This window comes from Vibrio sp. CDRSL-10 TSBA (assembly GCA_039696685.1).
Classification (GTDB): domain Bacteria; phylum Pseudomonadota; class Gammaproteobacteria; order Enterobacterales; family Vibrionaceae; genus Vibrio.
Genome location: CP155565.1, coordinates 66,901 through 92,589 on the forward strand (window position 1 = coordinate 66,901; position 25,689 = coordinate 92,589).

Annotated in this window: 18 protein-coding genes and 7 pseudogenes; 18 read left to right on the forward strand and 7 right to left on the reverse strand. The window is 50.5% G+C overall.

The features are described 5' to 3' along the window. Positions 1 to 186: 186 nt before the first annotated feature. Positions 187 to 1,066, reverse strand: a pseudogene (locus ABDK09_00360) (LysR family transcriptional regulator). 271 nt (positions 1,067 to 1,337) lie between these two features. On the opposite strand from ABDK09_00360, the gene ABDK09_00365 reads away from it, so the two are divergent. The 9 genes and pseudogenes from ABDK09_00365 (at position 1,338) to ABDK09_00405 (ending at position 8,525) form a co-directional block, all read left to right on the forward strand. Next, positions 1,338 to 1,919: a methyltransferase domain-containing protein gene (locus tag ABDK09_00365; protein XAW88488.1), complete on the forward strand. Its 582-nt coding sequence runs from the start codon at positions 1,338 to 1,340 to the stop codon at positions 1,917 to 1,919. 248 nt (positions 1,920 to 2,167) lie between these two features. Continuing rightward, positions 2,168 to 2,785: a thermostable hemolysin gene (locus tag ABDK09_00370; protein ID XAW87956.1), complete on the forward strand. Its 618-nt coding sequence runs from the start codon at positions 2,168 to 2,170 to the stop codon at positions 2,783 to 2,785. Beyond that, positions 2,782 to 3,432: an AMP-binding protein gene (locus ABDK09_00375; GenBank protein XAW87957.1), complete on the forward strand. Its 651-nt coding sequence runs from the start codon at positions 2,782 to 2,784 to the stop codon at positions 3,430 to 3,432. The genes ABDK09_00370 and ABDK09_00375 overlap by 4 nt, the downstream gene beginning before the upstream one ends. Continuing rightward, on the forward strand, positions 3,398 to 4,297 hold the full coding sequence (locus tag ABDK09_00380; GenBank protein XAW87958.1) for an AMP-binding protein: 900 nt from the start codon (positions 3,398 to 3,400) through the stop codon (positions 4,295 to 4,297). The genes ABDK09_00375 and ABDK09_00380 overlap by 35 nt, the downstream gene beginning before the upstream one ends. Positions 4,298 to 4,307: 10 nt before the next feature. Further along, complete coding sequence (locus ABDK09_00385) at positions 4,308 to 4,991, forward strand: iron-containing redox enzyme family protein (protein XAW87959.1); 684 nt, start codon at positions 4,308 to 4,310, stop codon at positions 4,989 to 4,991. A gap of 10 nt (positions 4,992 to 5,001) precedes the next feature. After that, positions 5,002 to 5,808 carry an SDR family oxidoreductase gene (locus tag ABDK09_00390; GenBank protein ID XAW87960.1) on the forward strand — a complete coding sequence of 269 codons (807 nt, stop codon included), beginning with the start codon at positions 5,002 to 5,004 and terminating at the stop codon, positions 5,806 to 5,808. A gap of 13 nt (positions 5,809 to 5,821) precedes the next feature. Beyond that, a complete protein-coding gene (locus ABDK09_00395; protein ID XAW87961.1) occupies positions 5,822 to 6,460 on the forward strand; it encodes a hypothetical protein in 639 nt (212 codons plus the stop codon). Continuing rightward, a pseudogene (locus tag ABDK09_00400) lies at positions 6,460 to 7,117 on the forward strand (response regulator). Before ABDK09_00395 ends, ABDK09_00400 begins: the two are co-directional and overlap by 1 nt. Then, on the forward strand, positions 7,107 to 8,525 hold the full coding sequence (locus tag ABDK09_00405) for an ATP-binding protein (GenBank protein XAW87962.1): 1,419 nt from the start codon (positions 7,107 to 7,109) through the stop codon (positions 8,523 to 8,525). The pseudogene ABDK09_00400 and the gene ABDK09_00405 overlap by 11 nt, the downstream one beginning before the upstream one ends. Before the next feature lie 391 nt (positions 8,526 to 8,916). Here the strand turns inward: ABDK09_00405 and ABDK09_00410 are convergent, their stop codons facing one another. Then, a complete protein-coding gene (locus ABDK09_00410; GenBank protein ID XAW87963.1) occupies positions 8,917 to 9,888 on the reverse strand; it encodes a LysR family transcriptional regulator in 972 nt (323 codons plus the stop codon). 101 nt (positions 9,889 to 9,989) lie between these two features. Then, a pseudogene (locus ABDK09_00415) lies at positions 9,990 to 11,976 on the reverse strand (acetoacetate--CoA ligase). 227 nt (positions 11,977 to 12,203) lie between these two features. Here ABDK09_00415 and phhA point away from each other — a divergent pair. From phhA to ABDK09_00445, 6 genes and pseudogenes are all read left to right on the forward strand, one after another. Then, positions 12,204 to 12,995 carry a phenylalanine 4-monooxygenase gene (gene phhA / locus ABDK09_00420; GenBank protein XAW88489.1) on the forward strand — a complete coding sequence of 264 codons (792 nt, stop codon included), beginning with the start codon at positions 12,204 to 12,206 and terminating at the stop codon, positions 12,993 to 12,995. Continuing rightward, the gene (locus tag ABDK09_00425; GenBank protein ID XAW87964.1) at positions 12,992 to 13,318 is read left to right on the forward strand and encodes a 4a-hydroxytetrahydrobiopterin dehydratase; all 327 of its coding nucleotides are present in this window, start codon (positions 12,992 to 12,994) and stop codon (positions 13,316 to 13,318) included. The genes phhA and ABDK09_00425 overlap by 4 nt, the downstream gene beginning before the upstream one ends. Positions 13,319 to 14,025: 707 nt before the next feature. Further along, complete coding sequence (gene ectA / locus ABDK09_00430) at positions 14,026 to 14,574, forward strand: diaminobutyrate acetyltransferase (GenBank protein ID XAW87965.1); 549 nt, start codon at positions 14,026 to 14,028, stop codon at positions 14,572 to 14,574. Positions 14,575 to 14,591: 17 nt separating this feature from the next. Then, positions 14,592 to 15,858 (forward strand): annotated as a pseudogene (ectB, locus tag ABDK09_00435) (diaminobutyrate--2-oxoglutarate transaminase). A gap of 9 nt (positions 15,859 to 15,867) precedes the next feature. Next, complete coding sequence (locus ABDK09_00440) at positions 15,868 to 16,260, forward strand: ectoine synthase (protein XAW87966.1); 393 nt, start codon at positions 15,868 to 15,870, stop codon at positions 16,258 to 16,260. Positions 16,261 to 16,462: 202 nt separating this feature from the next. Next, positions 16,463 to 17,894 (forward strand): annotated as a pseudogene (locus tag ABDK09_00445) (aspartate kinase). 261 nt (positions 17,895 to 18,155) lie between these two features. On the opposite strand, the pseudogene ABDK09_00450 reads toward ABDK09_00445, so the two are convergent. Beyond that, positions 18,156 to 19,497, reverse strand: a pseudogene (locus ABDK09_00450) (PLP-dependent aminotransferase family protein). A 338-nt stretch (positions 19,498 to 19,835) separates the two neighbouring features. On the opposite strand from ABDK09_00450, the gene ABDK09_00455 reads away from it, so the two are divergent. Further along, on the forward strand, positions 19,836 to 20,699 hold the full coding sequence (locus ABDK09_00455; protein ID XAW87967.1) for an NAD(P)-dependent oxidoreductase: 864 nt from the start codon (positions 19,836 to 19,838) through the stop codon (positions 20,697 to 20,699). Positions 20,700 to 21,002: 303 nt separating this feature from the next. After that, positions 21,003 to 21,831 (forward strand): annotated as a pseudogene (locus tag ABDK09_00460) (Cof-type HAD-IIB family hydrolase). A gap of 159 nt (positions 21,832 to 21,990) precedes the next feature. Here the strand turns inward: ABDK09_00460 and ABDK09_00465 are convergent. Both ABDK09_00465 and ABDK09_00470 read right to left on the reverse strand, forming a co-directional pair. Beyond that, entirely contained in the window at positions 21,991 to 22,428 is a 438-nt protein-coding gene (locus tag ABDK09_00465; protein XAW87968.1) for a ribosome recycling factor family protein, read from the reverse strand. A gap of 277 nt (positions 22,429 to 22,705) precedes the next feature. Beyond that, positions 22,706 to 23,431, reverse strand: a complete 726-nt coding sequence (locus tag ABDK09_00470) for a prephenate dehydratase domain-containing protein (protein XAW88490.1) — start codon at positions 23,429 to 23,431, stop codon at positions 22,706 to 22,708. A 169-nt stretch (positions 23,432 to 23,600) separates the two neighbouring features. Between ABDK09_00470 and ABDK09_00475 the strand changes: the two genes are divergently transcribed. After that, entirely contained in the window at positions 23,601 to 24,449 is an 849-nt protein-coding gene (locus ABDK09_00475) for a helix-turn-helix transcriptional regulator (GenBank protein XAW87969.1), read from the forward strand. An 85-nt stretch (positions 24,450 to 24,534) separates the two neighbouring features. On the opposite strand, the gene ABDK09_00480 is transcribed toward ABDK09_00475, so the two are convergent. Next, positions 24,535 to 25,590 (reverse strand): succinylglutamate desuccinylase/aspartoacylase family protein, encoded by a 1,056-nt coding sequence (locus ABDK09_00480; protein ID XAW88491.1) that lies wholly within the window; start codon positions 25,588 to 25,590, stop codon positions 24,535 to 24,537. Positions 25,591 to 25,689: the final 99 nt, after the last annotated feature.

A 25,689-nucleotide genomic window follows, 5' to 3' on the forward strand; every position in this document is an offset into this window, starting at 1 on the left:
GAACGCAAGAGACAATGCGTCACTCAGACCGGCAATCAACAGCCCAAGGCCAATTCGGCGTTGAGCTGCAGGTTAGTAGTTGCATGAAAAAAGGGGGACTGAATCGATGGTGATTATTGGTACTGGCAGAGAGAAAATCAGCATATATTTTTTAAATAATCATATACTTAAAAACTAAGCGGATATTTAGAAATCAAACAGATAGTCACTCAGTTTATCCGAAAGCCAGGCCATCGCCGGATCTTCGGTACTGCCGGTCAGGGTAAACATGCAATAGTCTTCCTGAGTCAGACCGTAGGTATGGCGAATCACCGCCAGGCGCTGCTCACGCAGATGGTTGCGGATCAATGGTTCAGGCAGTACCCCCCAGGCGCTCTCGGTCAGTATGGTACTGAGCATGTATTCAAAACTGGAAAAACCGATATAACGGCGTGAAAACGGTCCGAGGCTGGAGTTATCCTGCTCGTTGAGATACACCATGACCGCCTGCATCGATTTACGCAGGTCTTCATCGGTTACCCGTTTGAGTTTGGTTAGTGGATGGGTGGCACTGCATACTGACATCATGCGGATTTTACCCAGTGGTTGATAGCTGATGCGCGCATCGTCCAGACGTTCATAATCAACGCCAAAAGCAAAATCGACCTGTTGGGTCGCGACCAAGCTGGCCAGGTCACCACTGGAAGCCAGCACCAGGTTAAATGAGGTATTGGGGAACAGTTTATTAAGCGAATGGGCGAGTTCCTGCCAAACCGTGTCAGGCAATGAGTCGTCACGGGCTATCCATACTTCAGCGGCAAATTCATCGGAGACCTGAGAACAGGTGCGGCGAATCCGTGTCGCGGTAATCATTATGCTTTCGCAATCTTTATAGATGGCCTTGCCCGCCTCGGAAAGGCTGACATTATTGCCGGTACGCACGAAGAGTTTCGACGCCCAGCTCACTCTCAAACGCTTTGATGGCCATGCTCAGTTTAGTGCGATTACACTCAAGTTGGCGGGCTGCCTCGGACACCGAGCCGGTGTCTGCAATAGTACAGAATGCTTCAATCTGCGACAAGTTCATAACGGTCTCTGGGAGTTAAAGTGTGTGAATCATATACAATTTTCTCGGTGCTGCCTATGTGCTGAATTTATCACCAATTGACACAAGTAGAGACACTGCAGCACAAGATTGTGTGGTAACTCTATGAACTTCTCTTTATTTTGGTTTAATCTTGGAGTGTTTGAGTCGTCTCAAACAGAGGGATTCGTTTGGTTTACCCCAATCCTGAGTCCGGCTGTTTGAGTTTACTTGGGCACAAAGCCTGAAGACAAGAAGTTACACGGAGGCCATGATGGCACAAAACTGGGACGAATATGCAGCGAGCTGGGAGCAAGATGAAGCGACCGTGGTTTTCGCCAACAACGTCTTTGAGCAACTGAATAAGCTGACTTCCCTTGAGGGCAAGCACGTGCTTGATTTTGGTTGCGGCACCGGATTATTGAGTCAGTGGATGTCGCCGTTGGCGAAAGATATCGTTTCTCTGGATTCGTCAGAGGCGATGATTGAAGAGCTGGATAAAAAAGAACTGGCGAATGTGGAGCCCGTGGTGGATCACCTGACCCGCGGTTTGGTGGCTCAGCATCCGGCATTTCGTAAACAATTTGATTTAGTGGTGGCGTCATCCGTATGCGGTTATGTCGCCAATCTCGATGAAGTGGCCGAAATTATATACTCGCTACTGGATGAAGGCGGTCTGTTCGTGCACTGGGACTGGCTGGTGGCGGAAGATGATCCTGAGTTTGGCCTGAGCGAGTCAGAGGTCAAATCAACGCTGACTAAGGCCGGCTTTACTGATGTCGAAACCGTCACCGCGTTTGAAGTGGCAACACCACAAGGCGTCATGCCAGTCATTATGGGTATCGGCCGCAAATAAAGCAGCGCGATTCCGCCCCCTCAATTCTATGAACCGCAGCCCGTTAGTGTTGCGGTTTTTTATTGCCAGTCGGTTATTTCCAGTCTGTTACCCCCCCTCCATTGCAGTTTTTACTCAAATTTATTTTATTACTTTTCAATTAATTACATGCCACCTCTGCTTTTCTTAAGAAAAGCTTGTGGTTCTTAAGTTTTCCTTAAGCTTGTGTTTTTAAGCTCTTTAGGTAAGTCACCAAAGAGGGCTTTTGAATGAAAGACTTTTTTCAGGATCATCAACTGCAACTTGCGATCGTTGATCGTAACCATCCTGACCGCGCCGATGTTGAACACTACATAGCGCAGCGTTATTCGCTCGCGTTTGATGCCCGGCTCGACACTTTTATGCCGACGTTTATGGCACTGATGGATAACAACCAGATTAAATCCTTATGCGGCTACCGCGTCGCCGGTGATGAACCGCTGTTTCTGGAGCAGTATCTGGACCAGCCAGCGGATGTTTTGCTGGCGCAGGTATTTGCTAAGCGGGTCGACCGACATCAGTTGATTGAATTTGGTCAGTTAGCCTCTTTCTCGAAAGGTTTCTCTTCGCTGCACTTTTTACTGATGACTCAGAAACTGGTCGAGCAAGGGTATGAATGGTGTGTCTTCACCGCGACCGATCCACTCTACGCCATGATGTCCAGATTGGGGCTCGACACTGTTATTTTGGCGGAGGCTGACCCGTCGCGTATCCCGAACGCAGCAACGATCTGGGGAAATTATTATCAATATCAGCCTCGTATCGTGGCGGGACATCTGAGAGGTGCGCTACAGCATCTGCAAGCGCTGTTTGCTGCGCGTCAGCATCGTTTGGGCGGTATTTTATGATGAATCAAATTATTACCACATTAATTCAGCGCGCGCAGCATACGCCGGATGACACCGCATTCAGCGGCTCTCGGCACGGATTACAGCAGCAGAGCCGTCTTAGCTACAGTCAGTTACTGACGCGGGTTCAGCAGGCAGCGGAGCTGTTGCAAGCCTGGTCTGTGAACTGTATTGCGCTGCGTGCGGACAATAGCCTCGACTGGGTGATTATCGATTTGGCCGCGATGTATGCGCGGATCCCGATTGTTCCGGTGCCGATGTTTTTCAGTCAGGCTCAGGTGGAGCATACCTTACAGCAATCCGGTGCTGATCTCCTGGTCGGAGAGTGGCTTGAGAGTCACGGTATCGCCGATGATCGGATTGAAGGGTTCGATGTCTGGCGTTTATCAAGCGGGTTACCGCAGTGGCTGCCAGACAGCAGCAAGATTACTTTTACTTCCGGTTCGACCGGGCAGCCGAAAGGGGTTTGTCTGGGGCAGAAGCAGTTGATTGAGGTTAGTTGTGCCCTCGCCGCTGCTATTCAGGCGGACGTGTGTTGCAAGACCCATTTGATCATGCTGCCGTTATCGACCCTGCTGGAAAACATCACCGGTGTCTACGTGCCGATCTTGCTTGGCGCCAATTCAGTGGTGCTGTCCGGTTTCTGAGGTTGGCTTATCCGGTTCAAGCCAGTTTGATGCCCGGCAGTTCGCCGCTGCTCTGGAGCAATATCAGCCCAACAGTCTGGTGCTGACTCCAGCGCTGCTGATGGCACTGATTCAGGTTGCGACCCTGCAACCAGCCTTGACCCGCAGCCTGACTTTTGTGGCTGTCGGTGGCGCGCGAGTGTCCGCGCCACTGCTGCAGCGGGCTCAGGCATGCGGCATTCCGGCTTTTGAGGGTTATGGCCTGTCAGAATGTGCGTCGGTGGTCAGTGTCAATACACCATCGCATTCTAAACCGGGTACAAGCGGCCGTGTACTGCCTCATATAGAGGTCAGAATTGCTGACGATGGTGAGGTGCTAGTGCGCGGTAATCTTGCTCTGGGTTATATCGGTGAGCCATTCGGTCATTCGTGGCTGGCAACCGGCGATTTAGGGGCATTAGACCAAGACGGTTTCCTCACCATCAGCGGACGTAAGAAAAATCAGATTATTACCGCTTTCGGACGCAATGTGTCGCCGGAATGGATCGAATCGGAAGCGCAGGCCATGCCCGCTTTAATGGGCATGATCGTGGTGGGTGAGGGGCAATACGGCCTGACAGCCGTTCTGGATGGCGACATCAGCGACGCCATCATGGGTAGTATGACCAGGCTTAATCAGCATCTGCCTGATTACGCACGCATTACTCGGCTGGTGACTGCACCGGGGCTGAAACACAGGGCAGGGCTGTTTACCAGTAATGGTCGTCCGGTTCGCCAGCGTTTAGAACAGTGGTTGAATCAACTGGATGAGCAGGAGTCGGGTATCGTTTTCACCGCCGTTACTCATCCAGGTTTACATGGTTCGTCCCGCTATATTAATGAATAAGGAATCCAACATGACTGCATTTTTTGACCGACTGAAACAAGAAACGTCCGCAGCGCAGCAGGCGATGCTTCAGGCGCCGATTTTTGCCGAGTGTGCACGAGGCGACATTGATCGAGCCACCTATCTCGCATTTCTGACCCAGGCTTTTCACCATGTAAAGCATACTGTACCGCTGCTGATGGCCTGTGGCGGCCGGTTGCCTGAAAAGTATGAATGGCTGCGTCAGGCGATTGGTGAATACATTGAGGAAGAAAAGGGGCACCACGAGTGGATTCTCAATGATATCAATGCTTGCGGTGGCGATGCGGCGGCGGTGCGTGCCAATCGGGATGCAGGGCGCGTGGGTGTGCTGGTTGAACTGATGGTTGCCTACCTGTATCACCAGATTGATCGCGCCAATCCGATCGCTTTCTTTGGCATGGTCTGGGTGTTGGAAGGCACCAGTGTCGGGGTCGGTGGCCAGGTTGCGGCTTTGATCAAACAAACGCTGAATCTGCCGGATCAGGCGATGACGTATCTGACTTCGCACAGCGCGCTTGATCAGGAGCATATCCAGTTGTTTGAAAGCCTGATGAACCGTATCACGGACCCGGTTGATCAACAGGCGATTATAGATTCAGCCAACATGGTGTTTGGTTTGTACGGCGGTATGCTACGTCAGCTGACCGCAGACCAGTTGCTGGATGTGGCGTAAGGAAAATAGCATGAATTTGCAGGATAAACAGGTATTACTGACCGGGGCGTCAGGTGGTATCGGAGAAAAAATTGCGCTGGCTCTGGAGGCGAAAGGTGCGTCATTGATTCTGGTTGCCCGTAATCGCAATAAACTGGAAGCGTTGAAAAACAGTCTTAATTACCCTCAACGTCACCAGGTACTGTGTGTCGATTTTAACCAACCCGATGGCATTGAAACCTTGGATGAGTTCTGTCTTGCTCAGATCAAAAAGCGCCGTATCGATGTGTTGATTAATAACGCCGGTAATAATCAGTTCAGCTTTCTGGCCCAGCGTTGTGCTAAGTCGCTGCAGCAAGAGATGCATCTTAATCTGATGACCCCGATTCTGACCAGTCAGGCGGCTCTGGGCTGGTTACAGCGTCCGGGTATTATCCTCAATATCGGTTCTACCTTCGGGTCGATCGGTTTTCCTGGCTACACCAGTTACTGCGCGGCCAAAGCCGGTGTGCAGCGCTTTAGCGAAGCACTCGATCGAGAATTGGATGGCGCGGGAATCCGGGTGCTGTATCTGGCTCCCAGGGCGACAGCCACCACCCTCAATGACGATCGTGTCACTGAGATGAACCGTCGCCTGGGCAACCACAGTGATGCTCCTGAGGTGGTCGCACAGCATGTGGTGACAATTTTAGAAAAAGAGCGGGCCGCGATGTGGATTGGCTGGCCGGAAAAACTGTTCGCGCGCATTAATCAACTGCTGCCCAAGCTGGTCAGTAATTCGATTCGCAAGCAACAGGACACGATTCACCATTACATCAACCAGGCGGCATCTAAATAACGAGGGCGCGATTATGAAATGTATCACTACCATGGCGGTGGCCACTCTGACTCTTGGCATGATAAGCAGCGCAGCTGCTGCAGGAGCGGACCCGTTACAGACCATTCAGAAAAAATGGGCGGTGTGCCAGTATCAGTCAAAAGATAATGATCATCAGGTGTATTGCCTGGAAAATCTGATTAAAAGGAACGAAGAGGCGCTGCAACAGCAGCCTGACCGGGCCGACCTGAAAGTGTGGCTGGCGATAAATAAGGCCTCCCTGGCAGGCGCTGACGGCGGCCTGGGCGCTCTGTCTTTGGTCAAAGAAGCGAAAGTGTTACTGGAACAAGTGATTGACCAGGCACCAGAAACGTTAGATGGCTCCGCGTATACCAGTTTAGGTTCGCTATACTATCAGGTACCGGGCTGGCCAATTGGCTTTGGTGATGACGATATGGCTGAGACCATGTTGCTTAAAGCGCTGCAAATCAATCCGGATGGTATCGACTCAAATTACTTTTATGGCGATTTCCTGGCGGAAGAAGGGCGTGAAGAGGAAGCGATTCAATACCTGACCAAAGCTCAGCAGGCGAAGCCGCGGCCAGAGCGTCCATTGGCGGATGAAGGTCGGCAGCAAGAGATAGCCAAGAAACTCGGAGAACTTAAACAATAATGCGTTTGTTGCTGGTTGAAGATGATGTATTGCTGGGACGTTCCATGGTGACTTCGTTGAGTCGCCATGGTTTTACAGTCGATTGGGTTGAACGAGGCGCTGGCGTTGATGTGGCGCTAAAGACCGAGCAGTTTCGCTGCGGTGGTATTGGATTTGACCCTGCCGGATATGGATGGCCTGGTGGTGTTGAAAAATATTCGTCGCGCTGGTTACACCCTGCCGGTTTTGATTCTGACCGCGCGGGATGATATCGAAGATCGCGTCAAAGGGTTGGATGGTGGCGCGGATGATTATCTGATCAAGCCGTTTGCGTTGGAAGAGCTTATGGCCCGGCTGCGGGTGCTGATTCGGCGCCAGTCAGGCTTTTGTGATACCCGGATTGATGTCGGTGAGCTGTCCTTGTCCTTGTCTGAACAAGCGGTGGATTATCAGGGAGAACGTCTCAAACTGACCAATAATGAATTTAAATTACTGGCAGCGCTGATCACTCATGCCGGGCGGGTAATGAGCAAAGAGCAATTACAGCAGTCACTGCATGGCTGGGATGAAGGCAGCAGTGATAATGCGATTGAGGTCCATATTCATAATCTGCGTAAAAAAGTCTCTAACGATGTGATAAAAAATATTCGTGGTGTGGGGTATATCATTGAAAAATAGCGGTCAGAAAGAATTTTCGATTAAACAGCGTCTGACGATCACTGTTGTCGTTTTGTCATCGGTATTGATCCTGATCTCGCTGTTTTTTAGTTTTATGGTCTCGCAACACGAAATTGAAGAAGTGTATGATGCGCGCCTCGGCCAATCTGCCAAATTGTTGTTACTTGGTATTCCTTTGGAAGAACAGGGGCTTGAGGCGACTAAGGCCAGAGAAATGCTCAATACGTGGATGGAGCGTATTTCCGCCCAGGCTAAGGATGACGATGATGCGACCGCGTTCGGTCATCCTTATGAGCGCAATATTCTGGTTCAGTTTTATCTCAACGGCCAGTTAACCTGGAGCTCAATTCCCGACATCACCACCACGCCGCATGATCCCCGCTATGCCGGTTTTGGCTATATGACGATCGATCATCAGTCCTGGCGCTATTTTCAGCTGCCGCTACCCAATGATTATCACACTCGTCCCGAATATGTGATTGTTGCTGAGAAGCAGTCAATTCGCGATGAAATGGTGCATGAGCTGGCGTTATCGACCGCTTTACCTCAGCTGATTATGATCCCTTGTCTTGCCCTGGTGATGACGTTATTGATTGGTAAACATTTTGAACCGATCACAGAGCTGAGACGGGCGATTACCCAGCGTAACGTTAATAGGCTCGACACCATTTTTGTTGCCAACCCGACTCAGGAGCTTTCCCCTCTGGTCGCGGCACTGAACGCATTACTGGAAGAGCTGGAACAGGCCTGGATGCGTGAACGCCGCTTTACCCGCATGGCTGCTCATGAACTGAAGACGCCACTGACCGTGCTAAGGCTTAACGCGGAAAATGCCCTGCTGAGCCAGAACGAAGAGCAGTTAAAATCTGATCTGAACAATATTTTACGCGGCATTGAACGGACTGACCGTTTGATCCAGCAACTGTTGCTGCTGGCGAAAGTGGAAAGCATCCATGATCTTAAGTTTGCCAGCCTCAATCTGAAACGTCTGGCACAAAACGTAACGGCGGAATTAGTGCCTCTGGCACTGCGTAACGGACAGGAATTGTCACTGGAAGGCGATGATATTTTTGTACTGGGTGATGAGCCGCTGCTGCGCATTTTGGTCACTAATCTGGTCGATAACGCGATCCGTTACTCTGGGCAGGGCAGTCAGATCTGTATCAGGGTCAATGAAGATGCCGGCAGTGCCAATCTTTGGGTCAGTGACAGCGGTCCCGCCATCAGTGATGAAACCAGAGAAAAACTGTTTGAAAATTTCTATCGTGCCAATACTGAAAAAGGTGACGGGGCCGGTTTGGGGATGTCTATTACACGTGATATTGCGCGCTTACATCGTGGTGATGTGGTTCTGCTTGAGCGAGAAAATGAACATAATACTTTCTGGGTAAATCTGCCTAAAGCCTAGTGCGCCAATCGCTTATTGATAAATTTCCAAATGGTAAATTGAGTATTTACGTAATTTCACTGTCGGAAATCGCGATCTCGCCATACACTCTAGTTATGTAATCGGTTACGCGACTCCTTCCTGCAAGATTACATAAAAGAATCTGTTTATTGACTAACAACTCATGGCTAGGGTTTTAAAAAAATATAATCAAGAACAGAACAAAAAAGGTCAGCGCAAGCTGACCTTTTTTGCTTTCTAATGCCTACTTCATTTTGTTCCTACTTCACTTTGTGACCGCTGCCTTGTTAACTGCCGGCATAACTTGCAGCCGCTTTTTTGTTGCAGCATCTGTTATTCTCGGCATCTCAACGGTTAATGACCACGCAACCATTAATGAACCAGCGACCTGTCACACCCTGTCTTGCGACGAGACCGGATGAATTTCGTCGCCCGAAATGACACAGTCACAACGGCCTTGGGTTAAGCGCTGACACAGCCATTTCATCGCCTGATCGTTCATACTTGGTTTGTTCCAAACCAGGCTGTAGGCTACGGTACCGTAATCGAACGGCAACGATTTACACACTAATCCCTTGGCCTGTTTCGCGTTTTTTGCCCAATGGCGCGAGCAGGTAAACAGCAGGTCAGTGTGGTGGCACATAATGGCTGCGGCGCCGAAGTCTGCCGTAGTCAGTTTAATCTGTCGGGAGCGGTGATTTTGCGCGAGCGCTTTTTCAAAGAATGGTTCACTGAGCTCTTTGTCCAGAATAGAAATATGCTGGCATGACAGATAATTTTCTATTGTCATTTCCTGCTCTGCGAGCGGATGAGCGGGATTCATCAGGCACACCATTTCATCACCGGTGATCACCTGCCACACTAAATCTTTTGCATGAGTCGGGGGTTGACTGATGTCATGAGGCAGAATCATAAAGTCTATTACACCACGTTGCAGCGATTCGAATCCGTGATGCTCTTTGGAGTGAATGGTCAGCGATAATTCCGGGGAACACTCATCAATAATGTTGGCGATGTCTGCGGCAAATAGTTCCAGAGTACTTTCACGCATAGCGAGGTGATAGTGACCGCTGTATTGGGTCGGTTCAAAATTGGCCTGGTGTAATATTCCGTTCATACTGGAAAGAATACTGTGAACGGCGGGGCCCATCTGGATGGCGCAGGGGGTGGGGATTAGCTGATTACCGTCGCGATAAAACAGATCATCATCGAGAAGTGCACGTAACTGAGCGAGAATTTTACTGATGCTGGACGGGCTGACGCACAGCCTGGCAGCAGTCTGGGTCACGCTGCGTGTACTGAGCATGACGTGCAGTGCCGTAAGGTGTTTTAAGCTGAATCTCGATAGGTGAATATAATCCATAACACTAAAAAGCCATTCATCAATGACGCAAGCATATCATTATTAAGGAAAAATAGTGTAGTGAATTATTTTCACGTCGCCGCGGGCGAAGTGAGATTCCTTCACTCCCTTTGTCTGCCAAGCGCTTGGCGGATTTCTTCCAGTACCTGCGGGTTGGCCAGCGCGCCGACATTTTTGACCGCTTCGCCATGCAAAGTCTGTTTTACCGCTAATTCGACCAGTTTTCCGGAGCGGGTGCGTGGTACTGCGCTGATCGCATAAATAAACGCGGGCACATGGCGGGGGGAGCAACGCTGCTTCAGGATATGACGTATTTTTTCTTGCAGGTCGTTATCAAGCTGATGGGGTGCCTGCAACTGGACAAACAGCACGATTTCTTCACGATCCCCTTGGTTGTAGCCGACGGCAACCGAGTCGACGATTTCAGGTATTTGATTGATTTGCTGATAGATTTCTGCCGTGCCAATCCTCACGCCTCCCGGATTCAGGGTCGCATCACTGCGACCGTAAAAACGGTAACCGGCTTGGGCAGTTTGTTCGATTTCATCGCCGTGGTGCCAGACGCCGGCAAATTTATCCCAGTATGCGTGGTGATAGGCTTCACCATTATCGTGCCAGAATCCGATTGGTTGATTGGGAAAACTGTTACGGCATACCAACTCGCCGCGCTGTTCTGTGATGGCTTCCCCCTGCTCGTTGAACACAGCAATGTCCATGCCTAATCCCGCGCCCTGGCACTCACCGCGGTAAACCGGTGAAATCGGATTGCCAAGTACAAAACAGCCGCAGATATCGGTTCCGCCGGAAATAGATGCCAAGTGTAAATCGGCCTTAATTTGCGAGTAGACGAAATCAAATTGTTCTGGGTAGAGCACTGAGCCGGTTGAACAGAGCGTTTTCAACGCGGTGAGGTTAACGTAGTCACAGGGCGAAAATCCGCTTTTTTCCAGTGCGGCGAGATAACTGGCAGAGGTGCCAAAGAGCGTCATGTCACTTTCTTGTGCCAGTTCCCATAATGCGCTGGGTTGCGGATAGAGCGGACTGCCATCATAGATGACCAGTGTTGCACCGCTGGCCAGTGCGGATACGTGCCAGTTCCACATCATCCAGCCGCAGGTGGTGTAGTAAAATACCCTGTCACCGGGTTGAATATCGCAATGGAGTTGGTGCTCTTTGAGGTGATTGAGCATGGTGCCGCCCACTGAATGGGTGATGCACTTCGGCTGGCCTGTGGTACCGGACGAGTAGAGCACAAACAGCGGCTCATTGAATCCGATTCGCTCGAATTCGAGCCCGCGCGGCAGATAACTGGCAAGAATCGCCTGCCAGTCGGAAAATGTGTCGTTGAAGTCCGGGGTGTAGTCGCGTTGCTGCAGATATTCTATCTGGCAGGTATTCTGGATTGAGCTGATGGTGTTGACGATCTGTGCGTTGCGTTTCTTCCATACGGTGGGTTTTACCGCCAAAAGTATAGCCGTTGCAGCAGAACAGGATCTTGGGTTGCACTTGACCAAAACGTTCAATCACGCTGTCGACACCGAAATCCGGTGAGGTTGAGGTCCATATCGCCCCCAGGCTGGTGGTTGCCAGCATGGCAATGACCGACTCCGGGATATAAGGCAGATAGCCCGCCACTACATCACCGCGGCCGACGCCATTTTGTTTCAGCCACTGCTGTACAATCGAAACCTGATCGCACAGCGTTTGCCAACTTAACTTACGACTTTGACCATTTTCATTTTTGAACCACAGTGCTATGTCGTTTGGGCTCTGGTAGGCATAAGAGAGCAGGTTTTCAGCATAGTTGAGCTGCGCCTGAGGAAACCAGATGGTATCCCGGGCGTATACCAGTTCCTTCCAGCGAGGCATTCCTTCACCATAGACACAATTGCCCCGATAGCCGATCACGTCGCAGAACTGCCATATTTCCATCCAGAACTTATTTTTACTGAACACCGACCACTTGTGCAGTTGCTGATAATCCTCAAACGCTTCTCCCTGCATATTAATGTGACGCAGGAACTGCGCCATATTGGAGTCGGCAACTCTTTGCTCGCTCGGGATCCACAATGGTGTCGGGTTCGGCATAATGTCCTCGTCTGGCGCAATAATTATTCTTTGATGCAACAAGTTTTGACCATATCTGGCTAAAGTCAAACCTGAATGACAGGATCAGATAGCTGATATTTAAGTAAAAAAACACCAATGTAAAATAAATGTTACATAGTTTGGTGGCGGGGAATAACTGGTCGTGATTGGCGCCAGTCAGTGAAGGCGATAGGCTTAATGTAACGCAATTGTTAAGGAGAGGAATGATGACACATTATCATTCCAAGCCAGTGAATACTAAAGGGTTGGTGCAATGGAGCGAGCAGGAAGATGCGATATGGCATGACCTGGTTGCTCGTCAGCAATCCGTGATTCACCCCCGCGCTTGTCAGGCTTACCTCGATGGGCTGAGTATGCTGGATCTGCCGCTCAACCGGGTTCCGCAACTGCCGGAAATTAACCGGATTCTGCAACGTGAAACTGGCTGGCAGGTCGCGCCGGTTCCTGCATTGATCCCGTTTGATCGTTTTTTTGCCCTGCTGGCGGAGAAACAATTTCCGGTTGCCACATTTTTACGCAGCCGCGAGGAGTTTGACTATCTGCAAGAGCCGGATTTTTTCCATGAAATTTTTGGTCACTGTGCGATGCTGACCCACCCAGATTTTGCTGCCTTTACCCATAAATATGGTCAGCTTGGGCGTGAGGCATCCGCCAAGCAACGTGTTTTCCTGGCGCGGCTGTACTGGTTTACGGTTGAGTTCGGGTTGGTACGGGAAGGTGATTTGACCAAGATCTACGGCGGTGGGATCCTGTCGTCTCCGGGCGAGACGCTTTATTCCCTGGGCAGTGATACCCCCGTGCGCACCGCGTTTGACTTGCACCGGGTGCTCAGAACACCGTATCGGATAGACATTATGCAGCCGATCTATTTTGTCCTGGAGGATATCCGTCAACTTTATGAACTGAGTAAGATGGATTTAATGAGCCACGTTGAACAAGCGATGCAGGCAGGTTTGCTGCCGCCGCTATTTACGCCAAAGGAAGAAAGCCATGCTTGAAGAAACTACGCTGTGAGGCGTGCGGTGCAGATGCCATCGCGTTAAGCGCTGCCGAGCAGCAAACATTGTTACGTGAGTTGGATGATTGGTCGCTGATGCTCCGGGCTGGTATTCCGCAGCTGGAAAAAATATATAGGTTTAAAAATTTTAAGCAAGCCTGGGCGTTTGCAGACCAAATTGCGCAATTGGCTGAAGAGCAGTTTCATCATCCGGCCATTTTACTGGAGTGGGGCCAAGTCACGGTGACCTGGTGGAGTCATTCGATCAAAGGACTGCACAAAAACGATTTTATCTGCGCCGCGAAATGTGATGCTTTAGTTTGAGGTGATGCTTTACTTCGAGCAAATGCTTTAGCCCGAGGGAATGCTTTAGTTCAATGCTTGAGGTTCAGGGAATGTGTTAGCCCGAGAGCAGGTTTTCGTTTGCCAAAGGCGATGAGTTCGCTTACTGACAGGCATCCGGGCGCCTGAACATTTCAGTCAGCTCTGTTTTTGACTGGGACGTCATCGTGCAGAGTGTATTGAGTTGGATGGATCGTACCGCGCAGATAAAAAAAGAGCCAATCGTAATCACCACGATTGGCTTGATATAAGTTGTGAACAAAAAGTATTCACTAACAACGTCAGTTGGCTAGGTGACCCTCGGCTTAATAAGGGTCATTTCTATTAATGCAGTATATGTGCCAAGTTTTATACCCCCGATTTTACGCGAAAGATCGCCTTTTTTCCCTTTTTATGTTCATTCCGTTGCATTATGCGAATGCAAAATGCGAAACAAAAACAATTTTGCTAGTGACGCTTATGTTATTAACGAAATTGAAATTGTATTGTTATCTCTCTGTCATTTTGTTTACACATCTAAATAATAATTCTCCTTTTATAAATTATTTAACCAAACTAATATGCTTTTAAATCAGCCGTTTAACTGTTTATTTATGACTTTGTCGTAATATTGAGGGTTGAAATAATCATTTGAGCTGTTAGTTTATAAAAAGAATTTGTTTAGAGCACTAACTGATATGTGGCAGACAATGATTACAGCAGCACCATGGGTCGCATACCCTGAAATTATGCAAAACACTCAGGATGAGTGGGCGTTTCGAACGCCGAGCCGAACTGACGGAAAACGCGTTCACGAGTTGATCGCCCAGTGTTCGCCTCTGGATGAGAACTCCGCTTACTGTAACTTCCTGCAATCGACACATTTCCGTAGTACCTGTGTGGTAGCGGAACGCAATGGGGATTTGGTTGGATTCGTCTCAGCCTATCGCAAGCCGGACAAACCAGAAGAATTATTCATCTGGCAAGTCGCAGTGCATCAGGATACGCGCGGAATGGGTCTTGCTTTCCATATGCTGAACGAATTGTTGACCCGCGATGATCTTGCTGACGTTACGGTCATCGAAACGACAATCACCCGAGATAACCAAGGCTCCTGGAGTTTGTTCAAAAAACTGGATAAAGCCAACGGCGAACGCGGTGAAGTGTCAACTTTTCTCGATCAGACTCGCCATTTCGACGGCGAGCACGATACAGAATACCTGTATCGGATTCCCCTAAATTCACGAATCAACCGATAAGGATAAATCCCATCGTTATGGATATCTTTAAAAAGAAAGAATCAAACGTTCAATCTTATGCCAACAACTTTCCTGTCGTATTTTCGACTGCGAAAGGCAGCTGGCTGTATACCAAAGATGGCGATGCTTACCTCGATTTTCTGGCGGGCGCTGGCTCGCTGAACTATGGCCACAATAACGCCATCTTTAAGCAGGCGTTGCTCGAGTACATCGACAAAGATGGTATTACTCACGGCCTGGACATGCACTCTGAAGCGAAAGCGGAATTCCTGCATGCTCTGCAAACTTACATCTTTGCCCCGCGTGAGTTGGACTACAAAGTGCAGTTTACCGGCCCGACCGGTACCAACGCGGTGGAAGCGGCGATGAAACTGGCGCGTAAAGTGACTGGTCGCTCGAATATTGTTGCATTTACTAACGGCTTCCACGGCTGTTCTTACGGCGCACTGGCGGCCACGGGTAATCAGCATCACCGTGGTGGTGCCGGTTTGGGTCTTTCGGGCGTGACCCGCCTGCCTTATGACGGTTATGCCGACATTGATGGTCTGGCTCTGTTTGAGGCCATGCTGGCTGACAACTCGTCCGGTCTGGATAAACCGGCGGCAGTGCTGGTGGAAGCGGTCCAGGGTGAGGGCGGTCTGAACGCTGCATCCAATCAGTGGCTGCAACGTCTGAGTAAGATCTGTAAATCCCATGGCGTGCTGGTGATTGTGGATGACATTCAGGCTGGCTGTGGCCGTACCGGCACATTTTTCAGCTTTGAACCGGCCGGTATTAAACCTGACATTGTAACCCTGTCAAAATCGATTGGTGGTTATGGTCTGCCACTGGCCGTGGTGCTGTTTAAGCCTGAACTGGATGAGTGGAAACCCGGAGAACATAACGGCACTTTCCGCGGTAATAACCATGCCTTTGTCACCGCCGCGAAAGCGCTGGAAACGTATTGGGCAGACGCTGAATTTGAGCAGCATATCCAGGCGCGCGCCGAGCAGGTCAAAACGACCATCGAACACGCGCTGGGTCGTTATCCTGAGCTGTTTAGCCGCCTTAAAGGCCGCGGCCTGATGCAGGGTATTGAATGTCAGGACGGTGAGATCTCAGACAAGATCGCTCGCGAGTGTTTCCGTCTCGGCATGGTGATTGAAACCGCCGGCCCGCAGGACGAAGTTGTGAAGTTTCTTCTGCCCGCTGACCATCAGTGAAGCCGAGCTGGCACAAGGCCTGAGTATTTTCGAACAGGCGGTGGCCAACGTCGCCCCGCAATTTATTAAACAAGCCTCATAAGGAAGAGTCATGATTGTAAGAACCCTGGAAGAATGTCGCCAAAGTGAACGCCGTATCGTTGCAGAGACCGGCACGTGGGATAGCGTGCGCATGCTATTGAAAGACGATCAGATGGGCTTCTCTTTTCACATCACGACCATCTATCAAGGTACCGAAACACATATTCATTACAAGAACCACCTTGAATCTGTGTACTGCATGTCCGGTGAAGGGGAAATCGAAGTGGTCGGTGGTGAAACCTATCCGATCAAACCCGGCACACTGTATGTGCTGGATAAGCATGATGAGCATTACCTGCGTGCCTATAAAGGTGCCGATATGGTTATGGCCTGTGTGTTTAATCCGCCACTGACCGGAGCAGAAGTGCATGATAAAGACGGCGTCTACCCAGTTGCGGTCTAGTGCCTGAGTGGATTAATACCCGAGTGGATTAATACTTGAGTGACGTTTGCCAGTGGCTGGTAAGGATAGCCGGCCACTGACTTTGTCAGCAAAGTCCGCTTATGCTCACTTTGAGCTATCTGTCTTTTAAAAACTCTGTCCATGTAAAAACTCTATCCATGTAAAACACAGTCCTTGTAAAAACAAACAACTAGGAGACCCCATGTCTTACACCGTAGAAAAGATCGGTGGTACTTCGATGACAGCGTTCGATGCTGTCCTTGACAATATTTTGCTTAAACCGAGTGATCCGTATAACCGGGTGTTTGTGGTATCGGCTTACTCGGGCATGACTGATGCGCTGTTGGAATGTAAGCGCAGCGGTAAACCCGGTATCTACCAGATGATCGCTAAACGCGACGAAAGTTGGCCGGATGCGATGTATGATCTCGAAAAGCGTATGCTGATGATCAATGAAAACTTGTTCGCCGATCCGATGAGCCGGATTCGTGCCGACAAGTTTATCCGTTCCCGCATTTCTGAAGCGGTAAACTGCATTAATAATATTCTTGATACATGTCAGTATGGTCAGTTTTCGCTGCGCCACTACTTGCCGCAGGTTCGTGAGTTTCCTGGCCTCGGTTGGTGAAGCACACAGTGCCTATAACACGACATTAAAACTGAAAACACTGGGTGTGAATGCGCGCTTTATTGACTTGTCCGGCTGGAATGAAGAGTCGCGTGGCAGTCTGGACGAGGTGATTCGCCAGGCATTTGAAGACGTTGATGTCACTACAGAGCTGCCAATCGTCACCGGCTATGCCTATTGCGATGAAGGTCTGATGAAGACTTACGACCGCGGTTACAGCGAAATGACTTTCAGCCGCATCGCTGCACTGACCAATGCTGATCAGGCGATTATCCATAAAGAGTATCATTTAAGTTCGGCCGATCCGCGCGTGGTAGGGCCGGATAAAGTCCGCCCGATGGGGCTGACCAACTTTGACGTCGCTGATCAGCTGGCAAACCTGGGTATGGAAGCGATCCACCCAAATGCAGCGGCCGGTCTGCGTCACCAGGAAATCGAGTTGCGGGTTAAAAATACCTTTGAACCTGAACACGCCGGAACCTTGATTTCCAGCCATCATCAGCCGCAGGACAACCGAGTTGAAATTATTGCCGGCCGTAACAAGGTGTTTGCGCTGCACGTGTTTGATCAGAACATGGTGGGTAAGATTGATAACGTTAGTTATGAACTGATGGAGATCATTGCCGATGCTAAAGTGCATTTGGTTGGAAAAGAGATGAATGCCAACTCGATGACCTATTTCCTCAGCGGCACCAGTGATAACTTGAATAAAGTACTGTATAAAGCAGAGAAACGTTATCCAAATGCGTCGATCTCCGGCAAAATGGTAGCATTAATTTCAGCTATCGGCGCCCAGATTAACACCAACCAGGCACTGGCGCGCGGTATGCATGCCCTGGCGGAAGTGGAGGTCAGCCCGATGGCGGCACACTCCTCAATGCGCAACGTCAATGTGCAATTTGTGGTTGAAGACAGCGACTATAACAGCGCAATTTGCGCCTTGCACCAGGCGCTGATTGGCGCACAGGCTGCAGCGCCTGCGGCGAAAACCGTACAAGCGGCTTAGGCTATTTTTACCTGCTTACAGTTTCGGCCAGAGGCTGCTATCTGCAGAGACTGTAAACGGCAGAGACTGTTAACGTCGGAGAGACTGTTTTCTGCCTGCTATGACGCTGTGCTGGCAATTGGCCAGCAAGATAAGTAAAGCGTTACAACAAAGCCGCCCGGGGATAACCTCGGGCGGCTTTGTTGTAGGTTTATTTGTGCGTTTATTTGCGCTTGGGTCCGGCACTGAAATGCGTTTTACCTGACGGACTTCTCTGCCCGGTTAAAATGGAAACAGACTGCTGACGTCGGAGTCGATCAGTTGCTTGAGGAGCATTAGCCCCTGTTGCAGCTTGTCTTCTCGGCTGATCGACATCAAAGAGAGACGAATATGGCTGGTGTCGTTGCCGGAAACATCAAAGTAACTGCCGCTGCTGACGATCACCTGTCTGTCTTTGGCTTCCATGACCAAGCGGTCCGCGCGCCAGTGCGGAGGCAGCGGCAGCCAGACATGGTAGCCGTTAAACTGTTCACCTACTTGCGGAAAGATCTCGCGCAACATCGCCTGGCGTTTCCAGAGCGGTATCGCGTTGCTGCGCGGCGAGACGAAACGCTTCCCCTCCGGCAATTAAGTGCGCGGCGGCAACGTAATTAATCGGTGACGAGAGCCAGGTATAGGTACGGATGTGCGCGTTGAGTGTGTGGATTAGGCTGGATGGTGCCTTGATAAAGCCACAGCGCATCGCCGGACTGATCGCTTTGGAGAGCGAGCTGATATGAACAGCGCGCTCGGGAATAAAATTGCTGATCGCCGGGATCGGTTGCGGGTTGAGAAAGGCATAGATGTCGTCTTCAACCAGCCAGATGCGCTTGTGTTCAATCACTCGTGCAACCGCACGCCGGCGCTGTTCCGGCATAGTGACGCCGGTCGGATTCTGGTGCGAAGGGACCACGATCACCAGCGCCACCTTGTGCTCGGTGATAATTTTATCCAGCTGCTGCGGAATGACACCGTGCTGATCCATCGGCAGGCTGACCACATGCCGGCCGGAGAGGTTCGCGGCGGTCATGATTCCCGGATAGGTCAGCGCCTCAACCGCTATGGTATCGCCAGGCTTGGTCAGAGTATTGATCAGCAGGTACAAAGCGTGCTGGGCGCCGTTGGTCAATACCGTGTTGTCCTGGTGACCGCCCTCGAGGCCATAATGCCTGGCCCATTCCACACCGGCCTGGCGATGTGCGGCATGACCGGAATGCTCGGTATAACCAATCAGATCGGCGGTCAGTTGGGCGGCGGCCTGCTGATAGGCCTGTTGCAAAGGTTGTACATTTTTATACAGGCAGGGCTGCAGAATGGAGAAATTATACTCACGTTCATCATCTGGTGCCTGAATGACCTGATTCAATTCCGACTGGCGGCTGACAAAGGTGCCGCGCCCGACAAACGACTCCAGCCTACCTTTATCGGCCAGTAACTTGTAGGCCTTCGCGACAGTCGCTGGTGTGGTATCCAGCTCTTCTGACAGTGCGCGGTGAGTGGGCAGCTTGGTGTTAAGCGGATAGATGCCTTGATCAATCCGCTGTTCAATAATGTGCGCTATGTTATGGAACTTTGTGTCACTCACCTGTTTCTCCTCACTCAATATCCGACCTCATTATAAACCATGACTTAGCTTAATGTGACTTTGTATTTGTCCATTGATTTAATTTTCATTATTGACATATGTTAATCTGGGGATTAAGTTAGATCAAAACGAACGCGTTACAAGATGTCACGATCATATCTTCACTTGATTATCGTCATTGATGCCGGAAGTTGTTGGGCTGACAGCGATTCGATTGAAGATCTTAACTGGCCGTCGGGCTCTGGTTGAGTAGTAGCGAGGTCACTTAGTTAAACTCATTATTGACATAGGTTAAGTCCCGGTTAATTGGGATAAGCAGTAAATTGCAAGGAGCAGAGATGAAAAAAGCAGCATTTATCGGATTGGGGGTTATGGGAGCGCCGATGGCCGGACATCTGGCGCAGGGTGGTTTTGACACCTGTGTCTATAACCGTAATGAGCACAAAGCGCTCAACTGGCTGGAGCGTTATCCGGGCCGACAGGCAAAAACGCCGGGTTTAGCGGCACAAGGTGCGGACGTGGTGCTGATGTGTGTCGGTAACGACGACGATGTGCGCAGTGTGGTGTACGGGCCAGATGGCGTACTGGCTGCCATGGCGCCGGGTGCGGTATTGGTGGATCACACCACCACGTCGGCGGAGCTGGCTGAGGAACTGGCCCGCGCGTGTCGTCAGCAAGGTGTGCACTTTATTGACGCGCCGGTTTCCGGTGGTCAGGCCGGCGCAGAGCAGGGCAGCTTGACCGTGATGTGCGGCGGTGAACCTGCGGTATTTGCAACCCTGCAGCCGGTCTTTGATTGTTACGCCCGTCAGGCCTCGTTACTGGGTGAACACGGTCAGGGCCAGCGCTGCAAGATGGTCAATCAGATTTGCATTGCCGGTGTGCTGAAGGGGCTGAGCGAGGCTCTGCTGGTTGCTGACAGTGCGGGTCTGGATATCGCGCAGGTGGTGGAGGTGCTGAAACATGGCGCCGCCGGCTCTTGGCAGATGGAAAACCGCGCTGTGACGATGAGCAAGCAACGTTTTGATTTTGGTTTCGCTATCGACTGGATGCGCAAAGATCTGGCTATTTGTCTGGCTGAAGCGGAGCGTAATCAGTTGACGCTGCCACTGACCGCCGAAGTGGATCGTCAGTATCAGGCATTGCAGCAACAGGGACTAGGCCGGATGGATACCTCGGTATTGATCAAAGCCTGTCAGTAACAAATAACAAATAACAAAAAGGACAAGAGCATGATGGATTGGCTGGGTAATGATATTACGTTATGGATGTTAGTGGCTTTGATGGTGGCCTGACGCAGGCGAAGATGTTGCTATTCATGACAGTTCAAGTACTTCGGAGCCATTTCATCACCTGCATGCCCTTACAGTTTCAGGCCAGACGTTGTACAGTACGGAGATAATCTCCGTACTGTCTCTGGGTACTCAATCACGGTATTCAGCCTAGGTTCGAACGCGCGGTGCGGATGGTGCTCGATCCATAACAGAAACAAGAGTCCTTACAACATGTCACAACCGAATATCAAATTTATTGCCACCGATATGGATGGCACCTTGCTGGATGAAAACGGCCAGCTTGATGCCGAATTTTTTGCCCTCCACCAACAACTGGCGCAGCGCGGCATCTTGTTTCGCGGCCGCTTCCGGACGTCAGTACTATAGCCTGCTGGACACCTTTGCTGATATTCAGGATCAGATCATGTTTATCGCCGAAAACGGTACGTTGGTCATGTACAAAGGTGAAGAGCTGCACAGCAGCACGATCGACAAAGCGGATATTGAGCAGATCATTCACCAGGCGCGTCAGATTGACGATGCGTACGTGGTGTTGTGTGGTAAGCGTTCAGCATACATTGAGACCACCGAGCCCCAGGCATTACAAGAAATTCAAAAATACTACCACCGCTGTGAATCGGTTACTGATTTACTGGCAGTAGATGATGATTTTATCAAGGTCGCTATTTGCCATTTCGCTGGTACCGAGCAGCATGTTTACCCGGCGATCAACCAAGCGTTTGGTGACAGTCATAAAGTGGTGGTGAGTGCGAAAATCTGGTTGGATGTGATGCATGCTTCTGCCTCAAAAGGCACCGCTATTCACCAACTGCAGCAGTCACTCGGCTTTAGCGAACAGGAAACCATGAGTTTTGGTGATTACTTTAACGACGTCGAAATGCTTGAGGCCAGCTATTACTCTTTTGCGGTTGAGAATGCCCATGAGGATATCAAAACTCTGGCCCGTTTCCGTGCCCCAAGTAACCGTGACAAAGGTGTGCTGCAGGTACTGAAAGCGCTGCTAAAGGGTGAAGAGCGTCTGTTTGAACAACATAGCTGACGTTTGACCAACAGAGCCCGGGTTTGACCAAGCCTGCTAAGGTTTAATCAACACGCTATGGTTCATGCACTTAGCGATGTGATTTATTTCGTTCTGGCAGTAAGGCGGGTGCCGCTGAAGGTATCCGCTGTTTTACATTTCTGAGCCTTCATTTCCTCGTTATTGTTGCCATTCGTGCGCTTCCCGTGCCGCACGCGCCTCAGCCAGAGTACAACCGGTCTGTTGAACCAGTTCTGCCAGGGTAATACCCGGACAGGTTTGGATTAATTCAGCCAGCCGGTTTGGTCCCGTCTGCCGTTGATAAGCCTCGACACTGCTCGTTAATTTCTGGGTCACAAACCGAACAGCCTCGGCGTCCGGACTGGCATAGATCTCGCGCAGCAGTGCCGCTAACTGTTCTCCCTGACCGCTCAGTTGCCAGTGACGTGAACGGCGGACTCGTTTGAGTTCACACTGCAGCGCCAGCGCCAGTTGTTTAAGTGTCTGGGTGTGTGCCCGGCCAATGCGATGAATCAACGACGGCAGGGCAATCGTCAACGCTTGGTTGGTATTATCTGGCAGGGGATTAGCTTGCAGTTTGGTACGGGATTCAGGCATCGGCAGTCATTGGTGCAGTGTCAGTACAAGGGAGGCTCTGATTCAAAGTCGCTATTTAAGGAGCAAGTCATGGCAACGTTCAAAGCAAGGAATCGCTCAAAAACAAGGGACCATTCATAGCCAAAGGATAACGTTACCAAGCCCGGGAGCAAAAATCTATTGTGACTAAGTGATCAGTGAGAATACACAGTGCCCGGCAGCCCGGGCACTGTGTATTCAAAGGATGGTGGTTAATGCGGCAGATTATAGTTCCTGAAAGGCTATAGCTCCTGGCAGACTATAGCTTCTGGCCCAGATCAATAGCGGCTTGCAACTCCTGACGTGCTTGCTGTTCACTGATTGGCGAAACGCGTTTTTCAACATCCATCAACAGAAACGAAGTATTGTTGTTTTTGTTGTCCTGCACGCCTTGCTCGACCACCACCAGGTTGGAATAGACTTTCTCCAGTACACAGGCGCCAATCGCTGCGGTGCCATTGGGCATATCACCGTTCGACACGCGCTGTGCTGCCACTGCAGTACCTTCCGGCACGGAGAGTTCTTTTACACCCAAACTCTGTTTCCAGCTGTTGATCTGCTTGAGCGCCGCAGGATGGGAAGCAATTAGCGTAATCGGGTGCTTGGACTCCACATCAGCACGGTTCATCAGCACGCACATTTCAATCGGTGTGGTAATGAAGGCTTTGACGTCCACCAGTTTGTATTGCTGTAACGCTTCCACCGTCGCCTGAACCAGGTGTCCATCAATGGTTGAGTTTTCAACGGCACTGAAAGCGAGAGAATTGTGCAGATCAGCCTGCATAAAAGTGTTGAGCGGTGTACCGGAAAAGTCGACATCCGCTTTTAAACTGGGTTTTTGTTCAAACAGTTTGCTGATCGCTGCATCGTTAAAGCTGCCTTTGGATGCCTGCACGTAGATATGGTCACTGCTGGCAGCAAAGGTTCCCGATGCGAATAGTGCTGTTCCTGCTAACAGCATGGTAGCCAATCGTTTCACGACAATTCTCCTTATTATGGTGTGAAACCATTAGCTTATTATTTAATCCCGGCAACGAGAAGCCTCCGGCGAAGGTTTTTTTACAAAGCCCGATCTGGCTTCACATTAGCCTGTTGCTTGGCAGACGAATGTGTTAAAAAGTGCAGGGTTTTGAATAAATATTTGGTTTGTTGGTATGGAATTGCAAAATATCGCCGTCAATCTTCGTCTTCTATGCAGTTATGTCGGTAATGTCACTGAGTGCAGTCGTAAAATCGGCATCAACCGGCAGCAGTTTTCCAAATACCTCAACGGCTACAGTCAGCCTTCTATGCAGAGTTTGCGAAAAATCTGCGATTACTTTGGTGTCGACAGTGATGAAATTTATCTTGAACCGAAGTTATTCAAAAAGCTGTTATCAACCCAGCCGATAACGCCTCAACCGCTGCGCCTGGTGGATGACTCGCCGCAGAGCCAGCGTTATAGCCGGCAACTACAAGGCATGATGGAACATTCCGCGCAGGGGCTGGAGCGTTATCTGGGCGATTATTATTACTACTATATGACCCCGTCTTATCCCGGTCATATCAGCAAAAGTTTTGCCCGCCTGACTATGAAAAATGGTATTGGCTATTCGCATTTCTACGAGCGGGTCGAATCCGGTCAGGCGATGCAGGAGCATTGTGATATCGGTAAATTTGTGGGTGTGGTTTTTCTGCTTGGCGAACGTTTGCAGATCGTGGATTACAGCGTGCATTGTCAGCGTGCGGTTTCCCAGACGATTTTGTATGGTGCAACCCGCGGCAGTGTCCATTTGCTCTCTGGCCTGACCATGGGGATTCAGGGGCGCAATTCACGTATCCCGTTTACTTCACGGGTCGTTTTTGAAAAGTTAAGCAGCGAGCAGTCGCTGAAACAAAAATTGCGCGGAGTGAGCCTGGAGCGTATTGATGATAACAACATATCACCTGCGGTTTTATCGCGCCTGACCGCCTCCGGTAGTCTCGATGATCCACATATTTTTACTGCGGCAGAAAACTGCTGAAGGGATGGGTAAGCTGCTGCATCAGCGCTGTTGATAAAATTTTCATGATCAAAAGATACTGTTTACAGCAGCTTGCTTTAACCGGTTAAGGTGCCAGCAGATAGCCGCTGCGAATCACCTTCTCTCCGGCCACATTACCAACCAGCATGCCGGCCGTCGCCATACGACGATTCGTGCGTGAGTAGACTCTTCCTGCCTGGCTGACCCGGATGGGTTCTACTTTATCGCTGACAGGGTCAATCACTTCGGCAAACAGGTCACCGGCCTGCAGCCAGTCACCCGGCTGCGCGTGCAGCACCAATAATCCGCCCATCGGGGTCGTCAGAGTCTCAACAGCAGCTAAGTCACTGCTTGGCGCCTTGCAGTCCGGCATCATGGTATCGCCGCTGATGATATCCAGGGTATGCAGATACTGGATGATAGCGTTGGCATCTTTTTCTGCATATGTGTCATTCACATCAGCCTGGCCGCGCAGCTCAATGGTGGCGCCGAGGCAGCCCTGAGGGATTTTCTCACCGAATTCAGCCTGCAGGCGTTGCCAGACCATATCCACGCTGCAATCAAACGGGCTGCCACCGGTCTCATTCGCCAGCATATTGATTTGTGAGCCCAGAGCCCGCGCCAGCGGCTCGATGCCCGGCCAAGAATAATAGGTGCTGTAGGTGTGCAGAATCGCCTCAAAATCGCAATGTAGATCGAGTATCACATCCGCATCATGGCTGAGTAGTTGCAGTGCCTGATGATGTGACTGATATTCGGTTCTGACGGTTTGAGCAAGCAGTGCTTCTCTCATCGCGGCGCGAATCAGTTGCTGGTTAAGCTGCGTATCGTCACTGAGCTGCTCTGCGACTGCGGCGCGCACTTCACTGTAGGTATCGTAGTAATTGCGATTGAAGTTATCGCCATTTTCCAGTTCATAACGGCCGAGGTGGATATCCATGATGTGCTGGTTTTGGCCAATCGGGTTGGCAACCGGCACCAATACCACTTCTCCCAACAGCAAACCATGCTGTTCGAGCTCGAGTAATTGCTGCTTCAGTTTCCAGCTGACCAGCATGCCGGGTAATTCGTCAGCGTGCAGAGAGGACTGAATATAGACTTTCTTTCCGGCATCTTGTGGCCCGAAATGAAAGCTGTCGATACAGCGCTGCGTGCCGGGAAACCGGAGCGATTAAAGGGGTCTGAATATGTTTCATAGTGAGCCTGTCGGGTAAAGCCAATGACAACAAAGGTCACGCGG

Excerpts from the sequence above, each read along its gene's own strand:
- ABDK09_00365 (XAW88488.1), top strand. The coding sequence starts at position 1,338 with ATGGCACAAAACTGGGACGAATATGCAGCGAGCTGGGAGCAAGATGAA.
- ABDK09_00370 (XAW87956.1), top strand. The coding sequence starts at position 2,168 with ATGAAAGACTTTTTTCAGGATCATCAACTGCAACTTGCGATCGTTGAT.
- ABDK09_00375 (XAW87957.1), top strand. The coding sequence starts at position 2,782 with ATGATGAATCAAATTATTACCACATTAATTCAGCGCGCGCAGCATACG.
- ABDK09_00385 (XAW87959.1), top strand. The coding sequence starts at position 4,308 with ATGACTGCATTTTTTGACCGACTGAAACAAGAAACGTCCGCAGCGCAG.
- ABDK09_00390 (XAW87960.1), top strand. The coding sequence starts at position 5,002 with ATGAATTTGCAGGATAAACAGGTATTACTGACCGGGGCGTCAGGTGGT.
- ABDK09_00395 (XAW87961.1), top strand. The coding sequence starts at position 5,822 with ATGAAATGTATCACTACCATGGCGGTGGCCACTCTGACTCTTGGCATG.
- ABDK09_00410 (XAW87963.1), bottom strand. The coding sequence starts at position 9,888 with ATGGATTATATTCACCTATCGAGATTCAGCTTAAAACACCTTACGGCA.
- phhA (XAW88489.1), top strand. The coding sequence starts at position 12,204 with ATGACACATTATCATTCCAAGCCAGTGAATACTAAAGGGTTGGTGCAA.
- ectA (XAW87965.1), top strand. The coding sequence starts at position 14,026 with ATGATTACAGCAGCACCATGGGTCGCATACCCTGAAATTATGCAAAAC.
- ABDK09_00440 (XAW87966.1), top strand. The coding sequence starts at position 15,868 with ATGATTGTAAGAACCCTGGAAGAATGTCGCCAAAGTGAACGCCGTATC.
- ABDK09_00455 (XAW87967.1), top strand. The coding sequence starts at position 19,836 with ATGAAAAAAGCAGCATTTATCGGATTGGGGGTTATGGGAGCGCCGATG.
- ABDK09_00465 (XAW87968.1), bottom strand. The coding sequence starts at position 22,428 with ATGCCTGAATCCCGTACCAAACTGCAAGCTAATCCCCTGCCAGATAAT.
- ABDK09_00475 (XAW87969.1), top strand. The coding sequence starts at position 23,601 with ATGGAATTGCAAAATATCGCCGTCAATCTTCGTCTTCTATGCAGTTAT.